We start from the raw sequence: 22,517 nt of genomic DNA on the forward strand, positions 1-22,517 counted from the left end.
TAGATCTCATATGAAAGGGTGAATTTTTCGGCTGAGGCTTCAGTGATGAGAAAAGAACATGATGGCAACAACAGCCGCTTTTTGTCAGAAAAAGCGGCCGAGGTGCAGGGGATTATGCTTTCAGGAAATCCTGACGCATAGGGGTGAATGTATCGAGCAGGGTCCCGGCTTTCAGGCACACGCAGCCGTGCATAATGTTCGGCTGTTTGTACAGCGTATCGCCGGCGGCCACGACGTGTTTTTCGTCGCCGATGGTGAACTCAAACTCGCCGGACAGTACGTAGGTTAGCTGCTCGTGCGGGTGGTTGTGCATCGGGCCGATAGCGCCCTGTTCGAAGTTCACCTCAACCGCCATCATCTTGCCATCGTGTGCGAGAATGCGGCGGGTAACTCCATTGCCCAGATCTTCAAGAGTGGTTTCTTTATGAAAAATAAACATCCGGCAGTCCTGTTGTATGTTGAAACGGTGTTTCATTAAATTTATATCAGAAACGATCAAAAAGAAAACGCGAGCCGCAGATGTGGAAAGTTGATCACAACTTTGCTTCACTGGAGCGACGGTAACGAACAAGGAATCACTATGAAAACGATCGGTCTGTTGGGCGGCATGAGCTGGGAGTCTACGATTCCCTACTACCGCCTGATTAATGAAGGCGTAAAGCAGCGTCTTGGCGGCCTGCATTCGGCGCAGATTTTGCTGCACAGCGTAGATTTTCACGACATAGAACGCTGTCAGTCACAGGGCGACTGGCAGCGCGCGGGCGACATCCTCGCGCAGGCGGCGATCGGCCTCCAGCAGGCGGGAGCGGAAGGCATCGTCCTGTGTACGAACACGATGCATAAGGTGGCTGAAGCGATTGAAACCGCCTGCGATGTACCTTTCCTGCATATCGCGGATGCCACGGGCCGTGCCATTCAGCAACGACAGATGCGCCGCGTTGCGCTGTTGGGCACGCGCTACACCATGGAGCAGGATTTTTACCGCGGACGTTTGCAGCAGGCGTTTGGCATCAGCACGCTGATACCGCAGGCGGATGAAAGGCAGAAAATTAACCAGATTATTTTTGACGAGCTGTGCCTGGGAGAATTCAGCGCGACATCGCGCGACTATTACCTCGGCGTGATTGACGCGCTGGCAAAGCAGGGCGCGGAAGGCGTTATCTTCGGCTGTACCGAAATTGGTCTGCTGGTGCCCGCAGAGCTCAGCCCGCTGCCGGTATTTGATACGGCGGCGATCCATGCGCAAGATGCGGTGGCGTTTATGCTGTCTTAGTCTCGCTAAGCACCGACTCCAGCGGGTCGGTAATGCGCGAGAGATGGGCCTGAAGATGCGCGGTAAAGGTATCCAGCAGCGCTGATGCCGGGCGATGCAGCGGGCGAATCAGACTGACCGTGAACGGTACGTCGACGCTAAAACGGCGAATCGCCACGCCGCTGTTGGCGTAATCCAGCGCCGTCAGCGGGTTAACCACCGAAATCCCCACGCCCGCTCTGACCATCGCGCAAATCGATGCGGCGCTGTGAGTCTCGACAACCATACGTCGCTTCACCTGATGTTCATTAAACAGGGCATCCAGCAGCTGGCGATAGCTGTCGGTGCGCGACAGGCTGATGTAGTTCTCGCCCTGGAAATCTGCGGGCGTCAACACCGTTTTGGCCGCCAGCGCATGCCCTTGCGGCAGGACGCACACTTCATTGAGCGTCAGCAGCGGCGTACGTTCGGTGCCGGCTGGCGTATGCAGCGTCTCGGTCAGACCGAGGTCGTGGCGCTGCGCTGACAGCCACTCTTCCAGCAGCGGCGACTCCTGGGGCACGATCTGAATATTGACCTGCGGATAGCGCGCCAGGAACGGCTGCAGCAGCAGCGGTAAAAAAGATTGTGAGAAAACCGGCAGGCAGACAATCGACAGCTCGCCCTGGCGAAATTCGCGCAGACTCTCGGCGGCGCTGACGATGCGGTCCAGCCCGTACCAGGAGCGCTGGACCTCTTCAAATAACCGCAGCCCCTGTACCGTAGGGTGCAGGCGCCCGCGGCTGCGTTCAAACAGCTTCAGGCCGAGAACCTGTTCAAAGCGCGCCAGTTCACGGCTGACCGTTGGCTGAGAGGTGTGTAGCATTCGCGCAGCTTCCGTTAGATTCCCCGCCGTCATGATGGCGTGAAAAATTTCAATGTGGCGTAGGTTTACGGCGGGCATCGGCGATCCTCACAGGCAATAGTCCATATCATTTTTGCATAGACTCGCGATAAAACGATATTTTTTATTCTCTTCGGGCTGTGGCGTAATCATGAAAAAGACCCATACCGGAGTTTGCTATGCCACGCCCGCTCAACAACACTGACACCGACCTGACCGCTGATAACCTGCTGCGCCTGCCTGCCGAATTCGGCTGTCCGGTGTGGGTTTACGATGCGCAAATCATTCGCACGCAGATTGCCAAACTCAACCAGTTTGACGTGGTGCGTTTTGCCCAGAAGGCATGTTCAAACATTCACATTCTGCGCCTGATGCGCGAACAGGGCGTGAAGGTGGACTCCGTGTCACTCGGCGAGATTGAGCGCGCGCTGGCGGCGGGCTTTGTGCCGGGGGAAGGGCGTGATGACATTGTCTTCACCGCCGACATGATTGACGAGGCGACGCTCGACCGTGTGCGCGAGCTGCACATTCCGGTGAACGCCGGATCGGTGGATATGCTGGAGCAGCTGGGCGGCGTTTCCCCGGGCCATCGCGTATGGCTGCGCGTTAACCCGGGCTTTGGCCACGGCCATAGCCAGAAAACCAACACCGGTGGTGAAAACAGCAAGCACGGTATCTGGTATAGCGACCTGCCTGCTGCGCTGGCGGTTATTCAGCGTTATCAGCTGAAGCTGGTGGGCATTCATATGCACATTGGCTCCGGCGTAGACTACGGCCACCTCGAGCAGGTTTGCGGCGCGATGGTGCGTCAGGTTATTGAATTTGGTCAGGATCTTGAAGCGATCTCCGCGGGCGGCGGGCTGTCTATCCCGTATCGTGAAGGGGAAGAGGCGATCAATACCGATCATTACTTTGGTCTGTGGAACGCGGCGCGCCAGCAGATCGCACAGCATCTGGGGCACCCAGTCGCGCTTGAGATTGAGCCGGGGCGTTTCCTGGTGGCCGAGTCTGGCGTGCTGGTGGCACAGGTGCGCAGCGTCAAAGCGATGGGCAGCCGTCATTTCGTGCTGATCGATGCGGGCTTTAACGATCTTATGCGTCCGGCAATGTACGGCAGCTATCACCATATTTCAGCGCTGGCGGGCGACGGACGCTCGCTGGAGCGGGCCGCGCAGATCGAAACCGTTGTGGCCGGGCCGCTGTGTGAATCCGGCGATGTCTTTACCCAGCAGGAAGGTGGCAAAGTCGAAACCCGTTTGCTGCCAGCGGTGGTTCCGGGTGATTACCTGGTGCTGCATGATACCGGCGCGTACGGTGCGTCAATGTCGTCAAACTACAACAGCCGTCCGCTGCTGCCGGAAGTGCTGTTTGATAACGGCGTGGCGCGGCTGATTCGTCGTCGACAGACGATAGAAGAACTGCTGGCGCTGGAATTGATTTGAGTCAGAGAAAGACGTCCGATGGCGCCATGGCCCTGTAGGCCGGATAAGGCGCTTGTGCCGCCATCCGGCAATGTGCATCAGGATGCCTGATGGCGCTGCGCTTATCAGGCCTACAGGCGCTTGCGCTGAACCGGTACATTCGTTTCGGCGGGTTACTTAAAATAGGGCCCGGTGGTGACGGAATCACGCAATACCAGCGTGCCGGTAAACGGTGGAATGGTTTCAATCTCTTCGCCAGCGGCCAGCTTAATTGCCTGGTCGATGGCGGTGACGATCATATTGTCGATCGGCAGATAGACCGTCGACAGCCCCGGCTCCAGCCATTTGGCGCTAGGGGCATCATCAAAACCAAATAATGAAATATCCTGCGGGATCCGCAGCCCCGCCTGATGCAGCGCTTTCGATGCGCCCAGCGCCATATCGTCGTTACAGGCGAACAGGGCGCTAAACGTGACTTTCTCATTCAGCAGCGCGTTGCACATGTCATAGCCGCAGTTCATGGTGGAATCACCGTGCTTCACCTTTGCCGGATCCCATTTGATACCGTTTTGTTCCAGCGCGCGACGGTAGCCCTGCAAACGCGCTTTGCCCGTCGGGGTGTGAATCGGTACGGTAATGCAGGCGATGTCACGGTGCCCCTGGGAAATCAGATACTCGACCGCCTGAAACGCGGCGTCCTGCTGTTCGAAGAAGACGCAGCGGTCGCGCGCCTGGCTTACGTCACGGTTAATCACGACGAGCGGCATCGGGGTACTGTTCACCAGAGCCATAATGGCTTTTTCGCTCATATGACGGGTATAGAGCACGATGGCGTCGCACTGGCGATCGGCCAGCATCTGGACCGCCTGTTCTTCGCGCTCCGGCGTATCGTGGCCGTCGGTGACGATCAGCTGCTTGCCCCAGGCCTCGGTCTGGCGAGACGCCTGCTGTAGCAGGCGGCCAAAGTAGAAGCCATCGAAGGTTGAAACCACCAGGCCAATGCTGTTGCTGGTGCGGTTGGCCAGCGAGCGCGCCAGAAAGTTAGGCCGGTAGCCTAGCTCCTCCATTGCTTTAAACACCTGCTTACGCGTGCTCTCTTTGACCTGACCCGTACCGTTCAGTACGCGGGAGACCGTTGCTTTCGACACGCCCGCGCGTATTGAGACATCCAGCATTGTTGCCATTGTTAATCCCTGAAACTCCGTGATGGCACGCAGTTTATCACAGACATTCATCGGTGATATGAACTCCGCTGCGGCTAAAAAACCCATCGCGATCACGCTTTTGTAGTTATTCGTGGCAAAAAATGCGCCGGCCACATGCGGCATACCAATAACCCTACATTTTTTGTTTTGGAATACCAAAATGGAGGTTGCGAGCTCAATCACAGAACTTTTTAGCAAGGGTGATTATTTTTGGTATACCAAAAGGTGTTTGGCTGTACACCGGATGCGCGATAAAGCCCTTAAACTTGAGGTACTTTCTATGGCATTGCAGGAAAAATTGATTGATTCGCTGGGGAGTTTCGCCACGAAATTCAACAGCTATCGCTATATTATGGCGATCAAACACGCTTTTATTACGCTGATGCCGGTGATCATCGTCGGCGCTTTCTCCGTACTGATCTCCAACATGGTGCTGGATCCTAAAAACGGCCTCGCCAGCTTCCAGTCGCTGTCGTTTCTGGCGGCGCTCAAGCCGATTACCGGCGCTATCAACTACGCCACGCTGAACTTCCTCAACATTGGCGCGGTGTTTCTGATAGGTATCGAACTGGGGCGTATTAACGGCATCAAGACGCTGTTTCCCGGCCTGCTGGCGGTCATTTGCTTTATCTGCGTCACGCCGACAACCGTACAGATGATGGTCGATGGCCAGATGCATGAGGTCAAGGATGTGCTGCTGCGTCAGTTCTCCGATACCCGTAGCCTGTTCCTTGGCATGTTTATCGCCATTCTGTCGGTCGAGATCTACTGCTGGCTGGAAACGCGCAACGGGCTGAAGATCAAAATGCCGGACACCGTGCCGCCGAACGTCGCCGCCTCGTTTTCCGCGCTGATCCCGGCGATCATTACCGTCACGGCGATCGCCACCTTCGGGTTTATCTTCCATCAACTCACCGGGATGTATCTGTACGACGCGGTCTATCAAGTGGTACAGCAGCCGCTGGAGCGGGTGATGCAGAGCCTGCCGGGGATTCTGCTGCTGATGTTCGTTGCGCAGATTTTCTGGGTGATTGGCATTCACGGCAACCAGATGATTAAGCCCATCCGCGAACCGCTGCTGCTGGGGGCGATTACCGTCAATATGAGCGCCTTTGAGCAGGGTAAAGAGGTGCCGAATATCATCACCATGCCGTTCTGGGATGTGTATATGAGCATTGGCGGATCGGGGCTGACGATCGGCCTGCTGATCGCGGTGATGATTGCCACCAAGCGCAAAGAGATGAAAGAGATCGCCAAGCTGTCGATCGGCCCGGGGATCTTTAACATCAACGAGCCGGTGATCTTCGGTATGCCGATCATGCTGAACCCGATCCTGGCGATTCCGTTCATCATTACGCCGCTGGTCACCGGCAGCATCGGCTACTTCGCTACCGTCACCGGGTTTGCCGGGAAGGCGGTGGTGATGGTGCCCTGGACGACGCCGCCGCTGATTAACGCCTGGCTTTCTACCGCCGGTTCGATGGGCGCGGTGGTCACCCAGCTTATTTGCATTGTGGTGGCGGTGCTGATTTACCTGCCGTTCGTCAAGATTGCTTCCCGCCGCGCAGAGCTCTCCGAGCGCCAGGCGACCAAAACGCCCGCTACCGATAACCTTTGAGGACGCTATGAGTACACAACGGATGACTATCCCCGATGATTTTATCCTCGGGGCCGCGGCTTCGGCCTGGCAGACGGAAGGCTGGAGTGGAAAGAAAGCGGGGCAGGATTCCTGGCCCGATCTCTGGTACAAGAACGATCGCCATGTCTGGCACAACGGCTATGGTCCGGCAATCGCCACTGACTTTATCAACCGCTTTCGTGAAGATGTCCAATTGATGAAGCTGGCGGGGCTCACCCATTATCGCACCTCGATCAACTGGTCGCGTTTTTTGACCGACTACGAGGCCGTCACGGTAGACGAAGAGTATGCCGCCTATTACGACCAGCTATTTGACGAACTGCTGGCCAACGGCATCGAACCGATGATCTGCCTTGAGCACTACGAGCTGCCGGGATACCTGTTGGAGCAGTACGGCGGCTGGGGCGCGAAAAAGGTAGTCGAACTGTACGTGCGCTACGTTGAGCAGGTGTTCGCCCGCTACCACCATAAGGTGGCGCGCTGGTTCACCTTTAACGAGCCGATTGTGGTGCAGACCCGCGTCTACCTGGACGCGCTGCGCTGGCCGTATGAGCAGAACACCGGCAAATGGATGCAGTGGAACCACCATAAGGTGCTGGCGACGGCGAAAGTGGTGCAGCTGTTCCGTGAGAAAGGCTATCGGGGAACGGTTGGCTGCATTCTTAATCCGGAGGTCACCTATCCACGCTCCAGCGCGGCCCACGATAGGCGTGCGGCCGAGGTGTACGACCTGTTCTACAATCGGGTGTTTCTCGATCCGCTGGTGCACGGCGTTTACCCGGTAGAGCTGTTCGCGCTGTTGGAAAAACACGGCGTAAACTGGGATTACAGTGTCGAAGAGCTGGCGATGATCCGTGACAATACCGTTGATGAGCTGGGCATTAACCTCTATTACCCGCATCGGGTCAAAGCCCCATCTCGCGCCTGGCATCCCGATACGCCGTTCCATCCGGCCTGGTATTACGAGCCATTCGACCTGCCGGGCAGAAAGATGAACCCCTCGCGCGGCTGGGAAATTTATCCGCAGATTGTTTATGACATGGCGATGCGCATCAAAAGCGACTATCGCAATATTCCGTGGTTTGTCGCTGAAAGCGGCATGGGCGTGGAAAATGAGGCTCAGTTCCGTAACGCCGACGGCGTGATTGCCGACGACTACCGGATCCGGTTTATTCGCGATCATCTGTGGCAAACGCTGCGCGCGCGTGAAGACGGCGCCAACTGCCACGGCTATATGCTGTGGGCGTTCACCGACAACGTTTCGCCAATGAACGCCTTTAAGAATCGCTACGGCCTGATTGAAATCGATCTTGACGCCGACCGCGCGCGGCGGCCAAAAGCCTCGGCCAGTTGGTTTCGTCAACTGCGCGATAGCCGCGTGTTAACGATGGATATCGATGATGAATGGCGTTAATTTTTGCTAAGATAGCGCCGGTGTTGGCATAACGTACAGGTGATATTGTGGAGAAGGCTACCGTGCCGCCGGAAAAGAAACCCTACCAGGAGATTGGCGACGATTTGCGTGCGCAGATTATGCAGGGCCGCTATGCCGTTGGCTCGCGCCTGCCGCCTGAACGCAATATTGCCGAAACCTACGGCGTCAGCCGCACCATTGTGCGCGAGGCGCTGCTGATGCTGGAATTACAGGGGACGGTGGATATTCGCCAGGGCTCCGGCGTGTACGTGATGCGCATTCCGCACGAAGACGACGGTGAGGAAGAGCAGATGCTGAGTAGCGACGTGGGGCCGTTTGAGATCCTCCAGGCGCGCCAACTGCTGGAAAGCAATATTGCCGCCTTTGCCGCAAAAATGGCGACCCGCGCAGATATCGACAACCTTAAGCAGATAATTGAACAAGAACAGCGGGCGATTGCGCTAAACGACACCAGCCAGGATAACAGTCGACTGTTCCACCTGGTGCTAGCCGGTGCGACGCAAAACCAGATGCTGCTGGCGACCATTGAGCGGGTATGGCTGCAAATGGACAGCAGCCCGCTATGGCAGCAGTTTAACGCGCACATTGCCAGCCGTACCTATCGCTTGAAGTGGCTGGGCGATCGGCAAACGATTCTGGCCGCGCTGCGCCGCCGCGATGTGATGGGGGCGTGGCAGGCGATGTGGCAGCATCTTGAGAACGTCAAAAATAGCCTGATGGAGCTGTCTGACGAGGACGCGCCGGACTTTGACGGTTATCTGTTTGAATCAGTGCCTATTTTTCAGGGAAAACTGATGTGACGATTTTACCGCTTTACGCCAGGCCGCAGTATGCCGAAGCGGTGACCGACTGGCTGTGGCAGGCCTTCGGCGGCGACGGCCTGCCGCGCGCGTTTTTTGCCAGCATCGTCGAGCGTAGCCAGCGGCCGAATGCGCTGCCGCTCACGTTCATTGCCGTCGAAGACGATCGGCTCATCGGTACCGTGGGGCTATGGCGCTGCGATCTCATTAGCCGTCAGGATCTGTGGCCGTGGATGGCGGCGCTGTACGTTGCGCCAGAAGCGCGCGGGCGCGGCCTGGCCGGGCAGTTGCAACAGCACGTCATCGACTATGCCGCGCAGCAGGGATTTGACGAGCTGTATCTCTATTCCGCCTGCCGGGATTTTTACGAACGTTTTGGCTGGCAGTATATCGGCGATGGCCTGGATTACCCGGACACCGCCGTGCATCTCTATCGTTACGCTTTAAGCTCTTCCGGTGGCGCAATCACCGAGTGACGGCGCACCAGCGTCGGGCTGAACAGATGGGTAATATCCGGCAGCGGTTTCTTCTCTGCCAGCGCCAGCGCCAGCTCGGCGGCCTGGGTCGCCATGGTGACGATGGGATAACGGATGGTTGTCAGCCGCGGGCGCACGTAGCGCGACACCAGCACGTCATCGAAACCAATCAGCGAAATCGCCTGCGGCACCTCGATGCCGTTATCGTTTAGTACGCCCATCGCGCCTGCGGCCATGGAGTCGTTATAGCAGGCCACGGCGGTGAACTGCTTACCGCGACCCAGCAGCTCGGTCATCGCCTGCTCGCCGCCGCTTTCGTCCGGCTCGGCGAAGGTCACCAGCCGGTCGTTGCACGGCAGACCGTGTTCTTTCAGCGCATCGTAATAACCCTGCAGGCGGTCTTCCGCATCGGAAATGGCGTGGTTGGAACAGATATAGCCAATTCGCGTATGGCCCTGCTGAATGAGGTGGCGGGTGGCCAGCCACGCGCCGTAGCGGTCGTCCAGCGCCACGCAGCGTTTTTCAAAACCGGGCAGAATGCGGTTGATCAGCACCATGCCGGGAATCTGTTTCATGAGTTCCGCCAGTTCAGCATCGGGGATCAGCTTCGCGTGCACCACTAGCGCAGCGCAGCGGTGGCGAATCAGCTGCTCAATGGCCTGGCGTTCTTTCATTTCATTGTGGTAGCCGTTACCAATCAGCAGGAAATTACCGGTGTGATAGGCAACCTGTTCCACGGCTTTCACCATGGCGCCAAAGAACGGATCGGAGACGTCGCCGACGACCAGGCCGACGGTCTCCGTCGACTGCTGCGCCAGCGCGCGCGCGTTGGCGTTCGGGTGATAGTTGAGCGTCTCCATGGCGGATTGAACGGCCTGACGCGAGGCATCGCTGGCTTTAGGGGAGTTGTTGATGACGCGGGACACGGTGGCGACAGAGACGCCTGCCATCCGGGCCACATCTTTAATTGTCGCCATAATATGCCTTAAAGAAGATTCGGTGGGTAAACGCTTACACCCTATCAGTTTTACGGAAATCCCGGTGTGATTCAAGGCTGAGTCTGTGGTGGATTGCACAATAATAAGGGCCAGATTGCGTTTTGTGGAAGAGTTACACCGGCTTTGTGCAAGCAAACAGGAACTTTCAAACGTTTGCTTACACTTTGCGAGACGCTGTTGCGAATGTCCGCTGGAGAACGCATTACGGGAATTGCTAATCTGATTATCCCAGAGGTATTGATAGGTGAAGTCGCCCACAAGGTTGACCGCTTAATTACACCAACCTGCGCAGATGCGCAGGTTTTTTTTTGCCTCTACCCGCCAGTCTGCTGCTTTTCCCCGGTTTTCTCGTGTACCCTTGCAAAGACAAAACTACGGCAAAAGGAGTTGGTATGCTTCTCTGTTTCTTCCGACAGCTTTTCAAGGTGTTATTCAGGGTACGGATGACCGGTAACACCGAGGCGCTCAGCCAGCCAAAGGTGCTGATTACGCCTAACCACGTTTCGTTTATCGACGGCATTCTGCTGGCGCTGTTTCTCCCCGTTCGCCCGGTTTTCGCCGTCTACACCTCTATTTCGCAAAAATGGTTCATGCGTTGGCTGACGCCGATCATCGATTTTGTCCCGCTGGACCCGACAAAACCGATGTCTATCAAACATCTGGTCAGGCTGATTGAACAGGGCCGTCCGGTGGTGATTTTCCCGGAGGGGCGCATTTCGGTGTCGGGATCGTTGATGAAAATTTACGATGGCGCAGCCTTTGTGGCGGCAAAATCAGGGGCGACGATTATCCCGGTGCGCATTGAAGGGGCCGAGCTGAGCTACTTCAGTCGCCTGAAAGGGCTGGTTAAGCGCCGGATGTTCCCGCGCATTCAGCTGCACCTGCTGCCACCGACCACCTTGCCGATGCCTGAGGCGCCGCGCGCGCGTGACCGCCGCCGCATTGCCGGCGAAATGCTGCATCAGATCATGATGGAAGCTCGAATGGCGGTGCGACCGCGCGAAACGTTGTATGAATCGCTGTTGAGCGCAATCTACCGCTTTGGTGAGAAAAAGCACTGCGTTGAAGACATTAACTTCCAGCCCGATAGCTACCGCAAATTGCTCACCAAAACGCTGTTTGTGGCACGTATTCTCGAAAAATACAGCCAGAAGGGTGAAAAGATCGGTCTGATGCTGCCCAATGCCGGTATCAGCGCCGCGGTGATTTTCGGCGCCATCGCGCGGGGTCGCATTCCGGCGATGATGAACTACACCGCGGGCGTCAAAGGGCTGTCCAGCGCCATTACCGCGGCGCAAATCGGCACTATTTTCACTTCGCGTACGTTCCTCGATAAAGGCAAGCTCTGGCATCTCACCGAGCAACTCACCCAGGTGCGCTGGGTATTTCTGGAAGATTTAAAAGGCGACGTCACCACCGCCGACAAGCTGTGGATCTTCTCGCGCGTGCTGATGCCGCATCTGGCGCAGGTGCCGCAAAAGCCGGAAGACCCGGCAATGGTGCTCTTTACCTCAGGCTCGGAAGGTCACCCTAAAGGCGTGGTGCACAGCCACAAAAGCATTCTGGCTAACGTCGAGCAAATTAAAACCATCGCCGACTTTACCGCCAACGACCGCTTTATGTCGGCGCTGCCGCTGTTTCACTCGTTCGGCCTGACGGTGGGTCTGTTTACGCCGCTGCTGACCGGCGCGGAAGTGTTCCTTTACCCGAGCCCGCTGCACTACCGTATGGTGCCGGAGCTGGTATACGACCGTAACTGCACCGTGCTGTTCGGCACCTCGACGTTTTTAGGTCACTATGCGCGCTTCGCCAACCCGTACGATTTCTATCGTCTACGCTATGTCGTAGCCGGGGCGGAAAAGCTTCAGCAAAGCACCAAAGATTTATGGCAGGACAAATTCGGCCTGCGCATTCTTGAAGGCTACGGCGTAACCGAGTGCGCGCCGGTGGTGTCGATCAACGTGCCGATGGCGGCGAAGCCGGGTACGGTAGGGCGAATTCTGCCGGGGATGGACGCTCGTCTGCTGGCCGTTCCGGGCATTGAGCAGGGCGGTCGTCTGCAGGTGAAAGGGCCGAACGTGATGTGCGGCTATCTGCGTGTAGAAAATCCGGGCGTACTGGAAGCGCCAACGGCGGAAAATCAGCATGGTGAGCGGGAAACCGGCTGGTATGACACCGGCGATATTGTTGCTTTCGACGCCCAGGGCTACGTACAGATTCAGGGGCGTGCCAAACGCTTCGCCAAAATTGCGGGCGAAATGGTGTCGCTGGAAACGGTCGAACTGATGGCGCTGGCCGTGTCGCCCGATAAGATGCACGCGACCGCGGTGAAAACCGACGCCAGCAAAGGCGAGGCGCTGGTGCTGTTTACCACCGATAATGAACTGACCCGTGACGGTCTCTTACAGTACGCGCGGGCTCACGGCGTGCCGGAGCTGGCGGTCCCTCGCGACATTCGCTGGCTGAAACAGCTGCCGCTGCTGGGCAGTGGTAAACCGGATTTCGTCACCCTTAAAAGCATGGTTGCAGAAACGGAACAGCCGCATGAGTGAGTCAGTACACACTAACACCGCAATCTGGTCAAAAGGCATGATGGCGGTCATTGCCGCCCAGTTCCTTTCGGCCTTTGGCGACAACGCGCTGCTGTTTGCCACGCTGGCACTCATGAAACAGCAGTACTATCCGGACTGGAGCCAGCCGGTGCTGCAGATGGTGTTTGTGGGCGCTTACATTCTCTTCGCACCGTTTGTCGGCCAGGTGGCGGACAGCTACGGTAAAGGCCGGGTGATGATGTTCGCCAACGGTCTGAAACTGGCGGGCGCGGCGATGATTTGCATCGGGTTTAATCCGTTTATTGGCTATACGCTGGTGGGCATCGGCGCGGCGGCTTACTCGCCTGCCAAGTACGGCATTCTGGGCGAAATGACCACCGGCGATAAGCTGGTGAAAGCCAACGGTCTGATGGAAGCCTCCACCATCGCGGCTATTCTTATCGGCTCCGTGGCGGGCGGCGTGGTGGCCGACTGGAGCGTGGTCGGGGCGCTGGCGCTGTGCGCGATGGTTTACGGCGGCGCGGTGGTGGCGAATATCTTTATCCCGAAGCTGCCGGCGGCGCGCCCGGGCCAGTCCTGGCGTTTTCGTTCGATGACCGCCAGCTTTTTCAACGCTTGTCGCGTTCTGTGGCATAACGGCGAAACGCGTTTCTCGCTGCTCGGTACCAGCATGTTCTGGGGCGCGGGCGTGACGCTGCGTTTTCTGCTGGTGCTGTGGGTGCCGGTGGCGCTAGGCGTGACCGATAACGCGACGCCAACCTATCTTAACGCCATGGTGGCAGTGGGTATCGTGGTGGGCGCGGCGGCAGCGGCGAAGCTGGTGACGCTGGAAACGGTGGCTCGTTGCTTGCCTGCCGGGGTGTTGATTGGCGTCGTGGTGGCGATTTTCGCTCTTCAGCATGCCATTCTACCCGCTTACGTGTTGCTGTTTATCATCGGTATCTGCGGCGGCTTCTTTATCGTGCCGTTGAATGCGCTGTTGCAGGATCGCGGTAAACATACCGTGGGCTCAGGCAACGCCATTGCGGTACAGAACCTTGGTGAAAACAGCGCAATGCTGATTATGCTGGGGCTTTACTCGCTGGCGGTGGCGGTCGACGTGCCGGTTGTCGGCGTGGGCGTGGGCTTTGGCGTGCTGTTTGCGCTGGCGATTATCGCGCTGTGGCTGTGGGGTAAGCGCCGTTGACAGAGCGGCAAGCGCAGCGCTCAAATTGCCGGATGGCGGCGTGACCGCCTTATCCGGCCTACACCCGTTCTGTAGGCCTGATAAGCGCAGCGCCATCAGGCATCCCGGCGCACATTGCCGGATAGCGGCGTAACCGACTTATCCGGCCGATAAATTACGGTGCAGGGTAGGTATAAACCTGATGCACCGCCTCAATCTCCGCGAGCACTTCTTCACTCAATTCCAGATGTAAGCTCTCAACGTTGGTTTTCAGCTGTTCCATCGTGGTTGCGCCGAGCAGCGTGCTGGCGACAAACGGCTGACGACGAACAAATGCCAGCGCCATCTGCGCCGGATCGAGGCCGTGACGTTTGGCGATATCCACGTAGGCGGCTACCGCTTTTTGCGTTTGCTCGCCGCTGTAGCGGGTAAAGCGGCTAAACAGCGTGTTGCGCGCGCCGGCCGGTTTTGCGCCGTTCAGATACTTACCGGTGAGGGTGCCGAACGCCAGGCAGGAATAGGCCAGCAGCTCTACGCCTTCAAACTGGCTCACTTCTGCGAGCGCCACTTCATAGCTGCGGTTAACCAGACTGTACGGGTTCTGGATGGTGACAATGCGCGGCAGATCGTGTTTATCCGCCAGATGCAGATAGCGCATCACGCCAAACGCGGTTTCGTTAGAGACGCCGATATAGCGAATTTTACCGGCCCGCTGATATTCGGTGAGCGCTTCCAGCGTTTCCAATAGCGTGACCACCGGTGCGGAATCAGCCCAGGTATAGCCGAGCTTGCCAAAGCAGTTGGTGGGGCGCTGCGGCCAGTGTACCTGGTACAAATCAAGATAGTCGGTTTGCAGGCGCGTCAGGCTATTATGCAGCGCATCGCGAATGTTCTTGCGGTCCAGCGCCTGATTCGGGCGAATGCCGCTGTCGTTATTGCGCGACGGGCCGCTGACCTTAGAGGCGATAACCAGCTTTTCACGGTTGCCGTGCTTCGCCAGCCAGTTGCCGACGTAGGTCTCGGTCAGGCCCTGAGTCTCCGGCCGCGGCGGTACGGGGTACATTTCGGCGACATCGATCAGATTAATGCCCTGGCTGACGGCATAATCGAGCTGTGCATGGGCGTCGGCTTCGCTGTTCTGTTCACCAAACGTCATTGTGCCAAGCCCAAGGGTGCTTATCTCAAGCGAGCTGTGGGGGATACGGTGGTACTGCATAAGCCGGCTTCCTTTTATCAACAACGTCGGGAAAGAGTCCCGACAAAGGAATATAAAAATGGCAGAGGGGAAGAAAAAGGGAAAGCAGAAAATGAAAAAAGGCCAGCAGGCGGCTGACCTTCGTCGTTATCGTTTAATGATTTGCGATACGTCATCGCGGTTGATCTGCATCTTATTGCCCTGCTGATCCTCATAGCTGATAAGCCCGGTGTCGTCGTCGACTTCCGGTTTACCGTCGGTCAGGATCATCCGGCCATCTTTCGTCGCCATGACGTAATCGCTGCTACAGCCGGAAACAGCAAACGCTAAACCTACTGCGGAAATCAAAACTGCCCATTTTGTCATCGTTTTCCCCTTCATCGCCGCACTCTTAACAGTCTAGTAATAACCGACCTTAGGGTTAGCATAAAGCAGGAAAATCTTAAAAAAATCAGACATAGCCCTCAAAAGAGGGCTATGGGCAACAGATTAGAGCGGATTTTTTTTATTTCTCAGCAGATTGAGACTTTCCACCGCAATCGAGAAGAACATCGCAAAATAGATGTAGCCTTTCGGCACGTGCACGTCAAAGCTTTCGAGAATCAGCGTAAAACCAACCAGAATCAGGAACGACAGCGCCAGCATCTTCACCGATGGGTGGCGATCGACAAACTCGCCGATGCTGCGTGCGGCAAACATCATCACGCCTACGGCGATGACCACGGCCGCCATCATGATAAACAGATGATCGGACAGACCGACGGCGGTAATCACCGAGTCGAGGCTGAAGATGATATCCAACAGCATAATCTGCACGATGGCGCCGAGGAACGAATGCACGTTGGTTTTCAGGCTTTCTTCATCGCCCTCAATGGATTCGTGGATCTCTTTACTGGCCTTCCAGATAAGGAACAGCCCGCCAAGCAGCAGGATAAGATCGCGCAGCGAAATCGCCTGATCGAACACCGTAAACAGCGGGTTGGTGAGTTTGACCACCCAGGCGATCGAGGCCAGCAGCCCCAGGCGCATGATCATGGCCCCCATTAAGCCTAAGCGGCGGGCATGGGCTCGTTGCGCGGTGGGGAGTTTGGCAACAACCAGAGAGAGAAAAATAATATTATCGATCCCCAGAACGATCTCCAGCAGCGTCAGCGTTCCGAGCGCAAGCCAGGCGTTGGGGTCGGTGATCCATGCAAATAACATTAGGTAAGTCCTGCCAAAAAAACGAAAGATTCAATTGAAGTACGTTGTAGGTGCCGCCGTTCGGCAACTCCGTTGCCAGCAGCACGAGGAGTATAATCCCGCCGCGCGGTAGGACAAAAAGATTAATGCGGTTGCAGCATAAAGTGGCGCGCCAGCAGAGCGGCGGTGAAGTTTTTCTTGAGGTAAAAGCCGCGCGGTAGCGTCATGATTGGCTCGCCGTGGGCGCCGATGGCTTCGGTCAGCGCTTTACTGTTGGCGGCTTTTGGCCGCAGCTGTAGCACTTCGCCGTGGCGCGCGGTAATGCGTTCGACCTGACCCAATACGATGAGGTCCATCAGTTCTTCCCAGTCCATTTGCAGCTGGCGTTCTTCTTCCGAACTGGGCGTCCACAACAGCGGCGCGCCGACGCGGCGCTCCGCCAGCGGGATTGTCCGTTCGCCTTCGACCGGGATCCACAATACTCGTTTGAGCTTGTGACGCACGTGGCTGTTTTCCCAGGTCACGCCGGAGTTGCCGGTCAGCGGTGCAACGCAAACGAAGGTGGTCTCCAGCGGCCGCCCCAGGCGGTCGATGGGGATGGTTTTCAGCTCGACCCCGAGCGCCGCGAAATCCTGCTCCGGTTTGCTGCCCGCGCTGGCGCCAAGCCAGATTTCCAGCAGCACGCCAATCCAGCCTTTATCCCGCTTTAAATCGTTGGGTGCCACGATACCGGCCATCGCCGCCAGCTCACCCAGCGAATAGCCCGCCAGCCGCTGTGCCTGCGCGAGCAGATCGGCCTGGGTTTTCGGTGATTCGCAAAGTGGAGCGAGCGTTGACATGACAATGCGCCTTTTGGTTAAAAAATGAACGACAGTTTTACCGGGTGTGGATAGAGTTTAACTTTTTCTGGGTAAATATAACAACGCTATGATTGTATTGCATTTTTATGAATGCCATGCGCTAAAAAAACGGCGTGAAAAAAGGTTTTCCAATTCTGGTCACTGACAATGAACAGGATCTTACACCATGTTATCCACAGAAAAATGGGATAACTGGGGAAAAGCCCCACTACTGTTTCAATTTACAGCCTTGACGTGCGATGAAAATCGAATTTTCGCACAAAAGATGCCTAACTTGTTGGCACATTCTGTGGATAAAACCAACGTTGCTCGATCTTTCATCAGTTGGAGGATCGCCTATGTGATGATCATCACGTTATGCGCTAATGCATCAAGATGAACTATAATAACATAATGAAAAATATCGTTTTACTGTGCGGTGGTTGCGTGCGATTATTCAGAGTACTCTGGGTTTTCCCTGGGTAATTCCATACTTCTTCACAACTCTATCCACAGAAAAAGTGAATAAAATCGACGGTCAGCCGCGTTCGCTGTTTATAACTCTGATGATTACTGTGAGTTATTCAAATGTTATTCGGTGGTCGTGCTGTAATAGAGTGGTTTACCGTTTCCAGCGAGTGTGAAACAATCATTCACATTGAAGCTTATTTTGAGGTAGTCCGGTGATTGATGACGATGGCTACCGCCCAAATGTTGGTATTGTAATTTGCAATCGTCAGGGCCAGGTTATGTGGGCCCGGCGCTATGGTCAGCACTCCTGGCAATTCCCGCAAGGGGGCATAAACCCCGGTGAGACAGCAGAACAGGCGATGTATCGGGAACTGTTCGAAGAAGTAGGATTAAGCCGTAAGGATGTACGGATCCTCGCTTCGACCCGAAACTGGTTGCGTTACAAGTTGCCTAAACGTTTGGTGCGTTGGGACACAAAGCCGGTTTGTATCGGCCAGAAACAAAAGTGGTTTCTCTTGCAGTTGATCGGCAATGACGCGGATATCAATATGCAAACCAGCAGCACGCCGGAGTTCGACGGCTGGCGCTGGGTGAGTTACTGGTATCCGGTGCGCCAGGTCGTGTCGTTTAAACGCGACGTCTACCGCCGGGTAATGAAAGAGTTCGCCAGCGTTGTGATGGCGCTTGCGGAGAGCGCGCCAAAACCGCAAAGCGCGCCTGCTTATCGACGTAAAAGAGGTTAAGCCACGCATATTATGCTCACGCGCTTACGCGAAATTGTTGAGAAGGTCGCAAGCGCGCCTCGGCTGAACGAGGCGCTGGATATTCTGGTCACCGACGTCTGCCTGGCCATGGAGACCGAGGTCTGTTCCGTCTATCTTGCCGACAACGATCGACGCTGCTTCTACCTGATGGCGACCCGCGGCCTGAAAAAACCGCGCGGTCGTACCATTACGCTCGCCTTCGATGAAGGTATCGTCGGGCTGGTTGGCCGCCTGGCCGAACCTATCAACCTTGCCGATGCGCAAAAACACCCCAGCTATAAATACATCCCCTCAGTCAAAGAAGAACGCTTCCGCGCGTTTCTTGGCGTGCCGATCATTCAGCGCCGCCAGCTGCTGGGCGTGCTGGTGGTGCAGCAGCGTGAGCTAAGGCAGTTCGACGAAAGCGAAGAATCCTTCCTGGTGACGCTGGCCACTCAAATGGCGGCCATTCTGTCGCAGTCGCAGCTGACGGCGCTGTTCGGGCAGTATCGACAAACGCGTATTCGCGCGCTGCCCGCGTCGCCGGGCGTGGCGATTGCCGAAGGCTGGATGGATGCCACCCTGCCGCTGATGGAGCAGGTTTATGAAGCCTCATCGCTGGATGTCCAGCTAGAGCGTGAGCGTTTGACCGGCGCGCTGGAAGAGGCGGCCAACGAATTTCGTCGCTACAGCAAGCGCTATGCCGCCGGGGCACAAACCGAGACGGCGGCGATTTTTGACCTTTACTCTCACCTGTTGTCCGACGCCAGCCTGCGCCGCGCGCTGTTTACCGCGGTAGATAAAGGTTCGGTAGCCGAATGGGCGGTCAAAACGGTTGTTGAAAAATTTGCCGAGCAGTTTGCTGCGCTCAGCGACGGCTACCTGAAAGAACGGGCGGGCGATCTGCGCGCGCTGGGGCAGCGTCTGCTGTTCCATCTCGATGACACAACCCAAGGGGCCAACGGCTGGCCGCAGCGTTTTGTGCTGGTCGCGGATGAGCTTTCTGCCACCACGCTGGCGGAAGTGCCGCAGGATCGTTTAGCGGGGGTGGTCGTTCGCGACGGTGCAGCCAACTCCCACGCGGCGATCATGGTGCGTGCGCTGGGGATCCCAACGGTGATGGGCGCCGATATTCAGCCATCGGTACTGCACGGCCGCACGCTGGTGGTAGACGGCTACCGCGGCGAGCTGTTGGTCGATCCTGAACCGATCCTGTTACAGGAATACCAGCGCCTTATCAGCGAAGAGAACGAGCTCAGCCGCCTGGCGGAAGGGGACGTTGAACGCCCGGCGGAGCTGAAAAGCGGCGAACGCGTGAAGGTGATGCTCAACGCCGGCCTGAGCCCGGAACATGAACAAAAGCTGGGCCGTCGCATTGACGGTATTGGCCTGTACCGGACTGAAATTCCCTTTATGCTGCAAAGCGGCTTCCCGTCTGAAGAGGAGCAGGTGGCGCAGTATCAGGGGATGCTGCAAATGTTCAACGACAAGCCGGTAACGCTGCGTACGCTGGACGTTGGCGCAGATAAGCAGCTGCCTTATATGCCGATTAGCGAAGAGAATCCATGCCTGGGCTGGCGCGGGATCCGCATTACGCTCGATCAGCCGGAAATCTTCCTCGTTCAGGTTCGCGCCATGCTGCGCGCCAATGCCGCCACCGGCAACCTGAGCATTCTGTTGCCAATGGTCACCAGTCTTGAAGAGGTGGACGAAGCGCGTCGTCTGATCGACCGCGCCGGTCGCGAAGTGGAAGAGATGATCGGCTACGCGATTCCGAAACCGCGCATTGGTATCATGCTGGAAGTTCCGTCGATGGTCTTTATGCTGCCGCATCTGGCCAGCCGTATCGACTTTATCTCGGTAGGCACTAACGATCTTACCCAGTACGTGCTGGCGGTAGATCGCAACAACACTCGCGTGGCCAGTATCTACGATAGCCTGCATCCGGGCATGATCCGCGTGCTGTCGATGATCGTGCAGGAAGCCGAACGCTACGGTATCGATTTACGTCTGTGCGGCGAAATGGCCGGCGATCCGATGTGCGTGACTATCCTGATTGGCCTGGGTTTCCGCCACCTGTCGATGAACGGCCGCTCGGTACCGCGCGTGAAGTATCTGCTGCGCAATATCGAACTCGAAGATGCCCAGACTCTGGCCCAGCGCAGCCTCGAAGCGCAGATGGCGACTGAAGTGCGTCATCAGGTGGCGGCCTTTATGGAACGTCGTGGCCTTGGCGGCCTGATTCGCGGCGGTCTCTGATTGCCTTTGTCGGCCTGATAAGCGCAGCGCCATCTTGCTCCTGCGCCATTTGCCGGATGGCGGCGTTGCGCTATCCGGCCTACATGCAGCACCATTGCGTAACCTGGTCGAGCGAAGCTGCTTGCTTATACATATCTTTTACATCTTCGGCGCATCACCTCTCATCCGCCTTATGCTATCATTCGCACCTTTGGAGCGCCTGAAGCCTACGGCGCGCATCTCTACCGCTGTCCACTTTCGGCGGAATAACAAGCATTTGTGGTGACAGATGAATAGTGGTTATCTGCGTTTCCCGGACTTCGATCCGGTAATTTTCTCCATCGGACCGGTCTCCCTACATTGGTACGGCATGATGTACCTGGTGGGCTTTATCTTCGCGATGTGGCTGGCGACGCGTCGTGCGAATCGCCCGAACAGCGGCTGGACAAAAAACGAAGTTGAAAACCTGCTGTATGCGGGCTTCCTCGGGGTGTTCCTCGGCGGGCGCATCGGCTACGTGATGTTCTACAACTTCGATTCCTTCCTGCAGGACCCGCTGTATCTGTTCCGCGTCTGGGACGGAGGTATGTCCTTCCACGGCGGCCTGATTGGCGTGATCGTGGTGATGATTATCTTCGCCCGCCGCACCAAGCGTACCTTCTTCCAGGTTTCCGACTTCATTGCGCCGCTGATTCCATTTGGCCTGGGCTGCGGTCGTCTGGGTAACTTTATCAACGGCGAGCTGTGGGGCCGCGTGGACCCAAGCTTCCACTACACCATGCTGTTCCCAGGCTCCCGTGCGGAAGACCTGGCGCTGCTGCCGTCGCACCCGGAATGGCAAACGCTGTTTGATACCTACGGCTCGCTGCCGCGTCACGCGTCACAGCTGTACGAGATGGCGCTGGAAGGCGTGGTGCTGTTCCTGATCCTGAACTTCTTTATCCGTAAACCGCGTCCGGCGGGCTCGGTCTCAGGCCTGTTCCTGATTGGCTACGGCCTGTTCCGTATCATCTGCGAACTCTTCCGCCAGCCGGATGCGCAGTTCACCGGCGAGTGGGTGCAGTACATCAGCATGGGGCAGATTCTTTCGATTCCGATGGTGCTTGCGGGTATCATTATGATGGTCTGGGCGTTTCGCCGTCCGCAGCAACAGATCTCCTGAGGAAGCATGAAACAGTATCTTGAACTGATGCAGAAGGTGCTCGATGAGGGCACCCCGAAAAATGACCGCACCGGCACCGGTACCGTCTCCATTTTTGGCCACCAGATGCGCTTTAACCTGCAAGAAGGTTTCCCGCTGGTGACGACCAAACGTTGCCACCTGCGCTCGATTATCCACGAGCTGCTGTGGTTCCTGCAGGGCGACACCAACGTGGCCTATCTGCATGAAAACAACGTCAGCATCTGGGACGAATGGGCCGATGAAAACGGCGATCTTGGCCCGGTCTACGGTAAACAGTGGCGCGCCTGGCCGACGCCGGACGGCCGTCATATCGACCAGATCACCACCGTGATGAACCAGCTGAAAAACGACCCGGACTCGCGCCGTATCATCGTTTCGGCCTGGAACGTCGGCGAGCTGGACAAAATGGCGCTGGCGCCGTGCCACGCGTTCTTCCAGTTCTACGTGGCGGACGGCAAGCTCTCCTGCCAGCTGTACCAGCGCTCCTGCGACGTGTTCCTCGGCCTGCCGTTCAACATCGCCAGCTACGCGCTGCTGGTGCATATGATGGCACAGCAGTGCGACCTGGAAGTGGGTGATTTCGTCTGGACCGGTGGTGACACTCACCTGTACAACAATCACATGGAACAGACTGCGCTGCAGCTCACTCGCGAACCGCGCGCGTTGCCGAAGCTGGTGATTAAACGCAAACCGGCCTCGATTTTCGACTATCGCTTTGAAGACTTTGAAATCGAAGGCTACGACCCGCATCCGGGTATCAAAGCGCCGGTTGCCATCTAAGCTTCCGGGCATGACAAACGGCGCTGATTTCAGCGCCGTTTTTTTATTCTTTGAAGGCTG

21 protein-coding genes are annotated in these 22,517 nt (G+C 56.9%); 12 read left to right on the forward strand and 9 right to left on the reverse strand.

Annotation, left to right across the window (positions count from 1 at the left end; translation table 11 throughout):
• Positions 1 to 112: 112 nt before the first annotated feature.
• Positions 113 to 439, reverse strand: coding sequence for a cupin domain-containing protein (locus tag H7R56_RS04825; RefSeq protein ID WP_106925892.1), 327 nt, complete (start codon positions 437 to 439; stop codon positions 113 to 115).
• A 141-nt stretch (positions 440 to 580) separates the two neighbouring features.
• Here H7R56_RS04825 and H7R56_RS04830 point away from each other — a divergent pair, with 141 nt between their 5' ends.
• A complete protein-coding gene (locus H7R56_RS04830; protein ID WP_106925894.1) occupies positions 581 to 1,273 on the forward strand; it encodes an aspartate/glutamate racemase in 693 nt (230 codons plus the stop codon).
• On the opposite strand, the gene H7R56_RS04835 is transcribed toward H7R56_RS04830, so the two are convergent.
• Positions 1,260 to 2,195, reverse strand: a complete 936-nt coding sequence (locus H7R56_RS04835) for a LysR family transcriptional regulator (protein WP_106925896.1) — start codon at positions 2,193 to 2,195, stop codon at positions 1,260 to 1,262. The genes H7R56_RS04830 and H7R56_RS04835 overlap by 14 nt on opposite strands.
• Positions 2,196 to 2,314: 119 nt before the next feature.
• Here H7R56_RS04835 and lysA point away from each other — a divergent pair, with 119 nt between their 5' ends.
• Positions 2,315 to 3,577 carry a diaminopimelate decarboxylase gene (lysA, locus tag H7R56_RS04840; RefSeq protein ID WP_106925898.1) on the forward strand — a complete coding sequence of 421 codons (1,263 nt, stop codon included), beginning with the start codon at positions 2,315 to 2,317 and terminating at the stop codon, positions 3,575 to 3,577.
• A gap of 152 nt (positions 3,578 to 3,729) precedes the next feature.
• Here the strand turns inward: lysA and H7R56_RS04845 are convergent, their stop codons facing one another.
• The gene (locus tag H7R56_RS04845; RefSeq protein ID WP_182928677.1) at positions 3,730 to 4,731 is read right to left on the reverse strand and encodes a LacI family DNA-binding transcriptional regulator; all 1,002 of its coding nucleotides are present in this window, start codon (positions 4,729 to 4,731) and stop codon (positions 3,730 to 3,732) included.
• Positions 4,732 to 5,041: 310 nt separating this feature from the next.
• Between H7R56_RS04845 and H7R56_RS04850 the strand changes: the two genes are divergently transcribed.
• The 4 genes from H7R56_RS04850 to H7R56_RS04865 are packed head-to-tail and all read left to right on the forward strand — an operon-like array spanning position 5,042 to position 9,111.
• Positions 5,042 to 6,379 (forward strand): PTS sugar transporter subunit IIC, encoded by a 1,338-nt coding sequence (locus tag H7R56_RS04850; protein WP_106926115.1) that lies wholly within the window; start codon positions 5,042 to 5,044, stop codon positions 6,377 to 6,379.
• A gap of 7 nt (positions 6,380 to 6,386) precedes the next feature.
• Complete coding sequence (locus tag H7R56_RS04855) at positions 6,387 to 7,814, forward strand: glycoside hydrolase family 1 protein (RefSeq protein ID WP_106925900.1); 1,428 nt, start codon at positions 6,387 to 6,389, stop codon at positions 7,812 to 7,814.
• Positions 7,815 to 7,861: 47 nt separating this feature from the next.
• Positions 7,862 to 8,635: a GntR family transcriptional regulator gene (locus H7R56_RS04860; protein WP_106925902.1), complete on the forward strand. Its 774-nt coding sequence runs from the start codon at positions 7,862 to 7,864 to the stop codon at positions 8,633 to 8,635.
• Positions 8,632 to 9,111: a GNAT family N-acetyltransferase gene (locus H7R56_RS04865; RefSeq protein WP_106925904.1), complete on the forward strand. Its 480-nt coding sequence runs from the start codon at positions 8,632 to 8,634 to the stop codon at positions 9,109 to 9,111. The genes H7R56_RS04860 and H7R56_RS04865 overlap by 4 nt, the downstream gene beginning before the upstream one ends.
• Here H7R56_RS04865 and galR read toward each other — a convergent pair.
• The gene (galR, locus tag H7R56_RS04870) at positions 9,072 to 10,088 is read right to left on the reverse strand and encodes an HTH-type transcriptional regulator GalR (RefSeq protein WP_106925906.1); all 1,017 of its coding nucleotides are present in this window, start codon (positions 10,086 to 10,088) and stop codon (positions 9,072 to 9,074) included. The genes H7R56_RS04865 and galR overlap by 40 nt on opposite strands.
• A gap of 413 nt (positions 10,089 to 10,501) precedes the next feature.
• On the opposite strand from galR, the gene aas reads away from it, so the two are divergent.
• Both aas and lplT read left to right on the forward strand, forming a co-directional pair.
• Positions 10,502 to 12,661: a bifunctional acyl-ACP--phospholipid O-acyltransferase/long-chain-fatty-acid--ACP ligase gene (gene aas, locus H7R56_RS04875; RefSeq protein WP_106925910.1), complete on the forward strand. Its 2,160-nt coding sequence runs from the start codon at positions 10,502 to 10,504 to the stop codon at positions 12,659 to 12,661.
• A complete protein-coding gene (gene lplT / locus H7R56_RS04880; protein WP_106925912.1) occupies positions 12,654 to 13,847 on the forward strand; it encodes a lysophospholipid transporter LplT in 1,194 nt (397 codons plus the stop codon). Before aas ends, lplT begins: the two co-directional genes overlap by 8 nt.
• 154 nt (positions 13,848 to 14,001) lie before the next feature.
• Here lplT and H7R56_RS04885 read toward each other — a convergent pair whose 3' ends face one another.
• The 5 genes from H7R56_RS04885 to H7R56_RS28015 form a co-directional block, all read right to left on the reverse strand.
• On the reverse strand, positions 14,002 to 15,042 hold the full coding sequence (locus tag H7R56_RS04885; protein ID WP_106925914.1) for an NADP(H)-dependent aldo-keto reductase: 1,041 nt from the start codon (positions 15,040 to 15,042) through the stop codon (positions 14,002 to 14,004).
• Positions 15,043 to 15,168: 126 nt separating this feature from the next.
• Complete coding sequence (locus tag H7R56_RS04890; protein ID WP_035893968.1) at positions 15,169 to 15,387, reverse strand: YgdI/YgdR family lipoprotein; 219 nt, start codon at positions 15,385 to 15,387, stop codon at positions 15,169 to 15,171.
• A 123-nt stretch (positions 15,388 to 15,510) separates the two neighbouring features.
• A complete protein-coding gene (locus H7R56_RS04895; protein WP_106925916.1) occupies positions 15,511 to 16,224 on the reverse strand; it encodes a TerC family protein in 714 nt (237 codons plus the stop codon).
• A gap of 122 nt (positions 16,225 to 16,346) precedes the next feature.
• Positions 16,347 to 17,042: a DNA mismatch repair endonuclease MutH gene (mutH, locus tag H7R56_RS04900; protein ID WP_106925918.1), complete on the reverse strand. Its 696-nt coding sequence runs from the start codon at positions 17,040 to 17,042 to the stop codon at positions 16,347 to 16,349.
• 86 nt (positions 17,043 to 17,128) lie between these two features.
• Positions 17,129 to 17,272 carry a hypothetical protein gene (locus H7R56_RS28015; RefSeq protein ID WP_374956736.1) on the reverse strand — a complete coding sequence of 48 codons (144 nt, stop codon included), beginning with the start codon at positions 17,270 to 17,272 and terminating at the stop codon, positions 17,129 to 17,131.
• A 453-nt stretch (positions 17,273 to 17,725) separates the two neighbouring features.
• On the opposite strand from H7R56_RS28015, the gene rppH reads away from it, so the two are divergent.
• The 4 genes from rppH to thyA all read left to right on the forward strand — a co-directional run bounded on the left by rppH (position 17,726) and on the right by thyA (position 22,457).
• The gene (gene rppH / locus H7R56_RS04905; RefSeq protein WP_035893962.1) at positions 17,726 to 18,256 is read left to right on the forward strand and encodes an RNA pyrophosphohydrolase; all 531 of its coding nucleotides are present in this window, start codon (positions 17,726 to 17,728) and stop codon (positions 18,254 to 18,256) included.
• A 12-nt stretch (positions 18,257 to 18,268) separates the two neighbouring features.
• On the forward strand, positions 18,269 to 20,515 hold the full coding sequence (ptsP, locus tag H7R56_RS04910) for a phosphoenolpyruvate--protein phosphotransferase (protein ID WP_106925922.1): 2,247 nt from the start codon (positions 18,269 to 18,271) through the stop codon (positions 20,513 to 20,515).
• A gap of 268 nt (positions 20,516 to 20,783) precedes the next feature.
• Entirely contained in the window at positions 20,784 to 21,656 is an 873-nt protein-coding gene (lgt, locus tag H7R56_RS04915) for a prolipoprotein diacylglyceryl transferase (protein WP_106925924.1), read from the forward strand.
• A gap of 6 nt (positions 21,657 to 21,662) precedes the next feature.
• Entirely contained in the window at positions 21,663 to 22,457 is a 795-nt protein-coding gene (gene thyA, locus H7R56_RS04920; protein WP_106925926.1) for a thymidylate synthase, read from the forward strand.
• Positions 22,458 to 22,517 lie beyond the last annotated feature (60 nt).

The organism is Klebsiella sp. WP3-W18-ESBL-02 (genome assembly GCF_014168815.1).
GTDB classification, from domain to species: Bacteria; Pseudomonadota; Gammaproteobacteria; order Enterobacterales; family Enterobacteriaceae; genus Kluyvera; species Kluyvera ascorbata_B.

Bases quoted from the DNA above. Each gene is read 5' to 3' on its own strand.
- H7R56_RS04825 (WP_106925892.1), bottom strand. From the start codon at position 439: ATGTTTATTTTTCATAAAGAAACCACTCTTGAAGATCTGGGCAATGGA.
- H7R56_RS04830 (WP_106925894.1), top strand. From the start codon at position 581: ATGAAAACGATCGGTCTGTTGGGCGGCATGAGCTGGGAGTCTACGATT.
- H7R56_RS04835 (WP_106925896.1), bottom strand. From the start codon at position 2,195: ATGCCCGCCGTAAACCTACGCCACATTGAAATTTTTCACGCCATCATG.
- lysA (WP_106925898.1), top strand. From the start codon at position 2,315: ATGCCACGCCCGCTCAACAACACTGACACCGACCTGACCGCTGATAAC.
- H7R56_RS04845 (WP_182928677.1), bottom strand. From the start codon at position 4,731: ATGCTGGATGTCTCAATACGCGCGGGCGTGTCGAAAGCAACGGTCTCC.
- H7R56_RS04850 (WP_106926115.1), top strand. From the start codon at position 5,042: ATGGCATTGCAGGAAAAATTGATTGATTCGCTGGGGAGTTTCGCCACG.
- H7R56_RS04855 (WP_106925900.1), top strand. From the start codon at position 6,387: ATGAGTACACAACGGATGACTATCCCCGATGATTTTATCCTCGGGGCC.
- galR (WP_106925906.1), bottom strand. From the start codon at position 10,088: ATGGCGACAATTAAAGATGTGGCCCGGATGGCAGGCGTCTCTGTCGCC.
- aas (WP_106925910.1), top strand. From the start codon at position 10,502: ATGCTTCTCTGTTTCTTCCGACAGCTTTTCAAGGTGTTATTCAGGGTA.
- lplT (WP_106925912.1), top strand. From the start codon at position 12,654: ATGAGTGAGTCAGTACACACTAACACCGCAATCTGGTCAAAAGGCATG.
- H7R56_RS04885 (WP_106925914.1), bottom strand. From the start codon at position 15,042: ATGCAGTACCACCGTATCCCCCACAGCTCGCTTGAGATAAGCACCCTT.
- H7R56_RS04890 (WP_035893968.1), bottom strand. From the start codon at position 15,387: ATGACAAAATGGGCAGTTTTGATTTCCGCAGTAGGTTTAGCGTTTGCT.
- H7R56_RS04895 (WP_106925916.1), bottom strand. From the start codon at position 16,224: ATGTTATTTGCATGGATCACCGACCCCAACGCCTGGCTTGCGCTCGGA.
- mutH (WP_106925918.1), bottom strand. From the start codon at position 17,042: ATGTCAACGCTCGCTCCACTTTGCGAATCACCGAAAACCCAGGCCGAT.
- ptsP (WP_106925922.1), top strand. From the start codon at position 18,269: ATGCTCACGCGCTTACGCGAAATTGTTGAGAAGGTCGCAAGCGCGCCT.
- lgt (WP_106925924.1), top strand. From the start codon at position 20,784: ATGAATAGTGGTTATCTGCGTTTCCCGGACTTCGATCCGGTAATTTTC.
- thyA (WP_106925926.1), top strand. From the start codon at position 21,663: ATGAAACAGTATCTTGAACTGATGCAGAAGGTGCTCGATGAGGGCACC.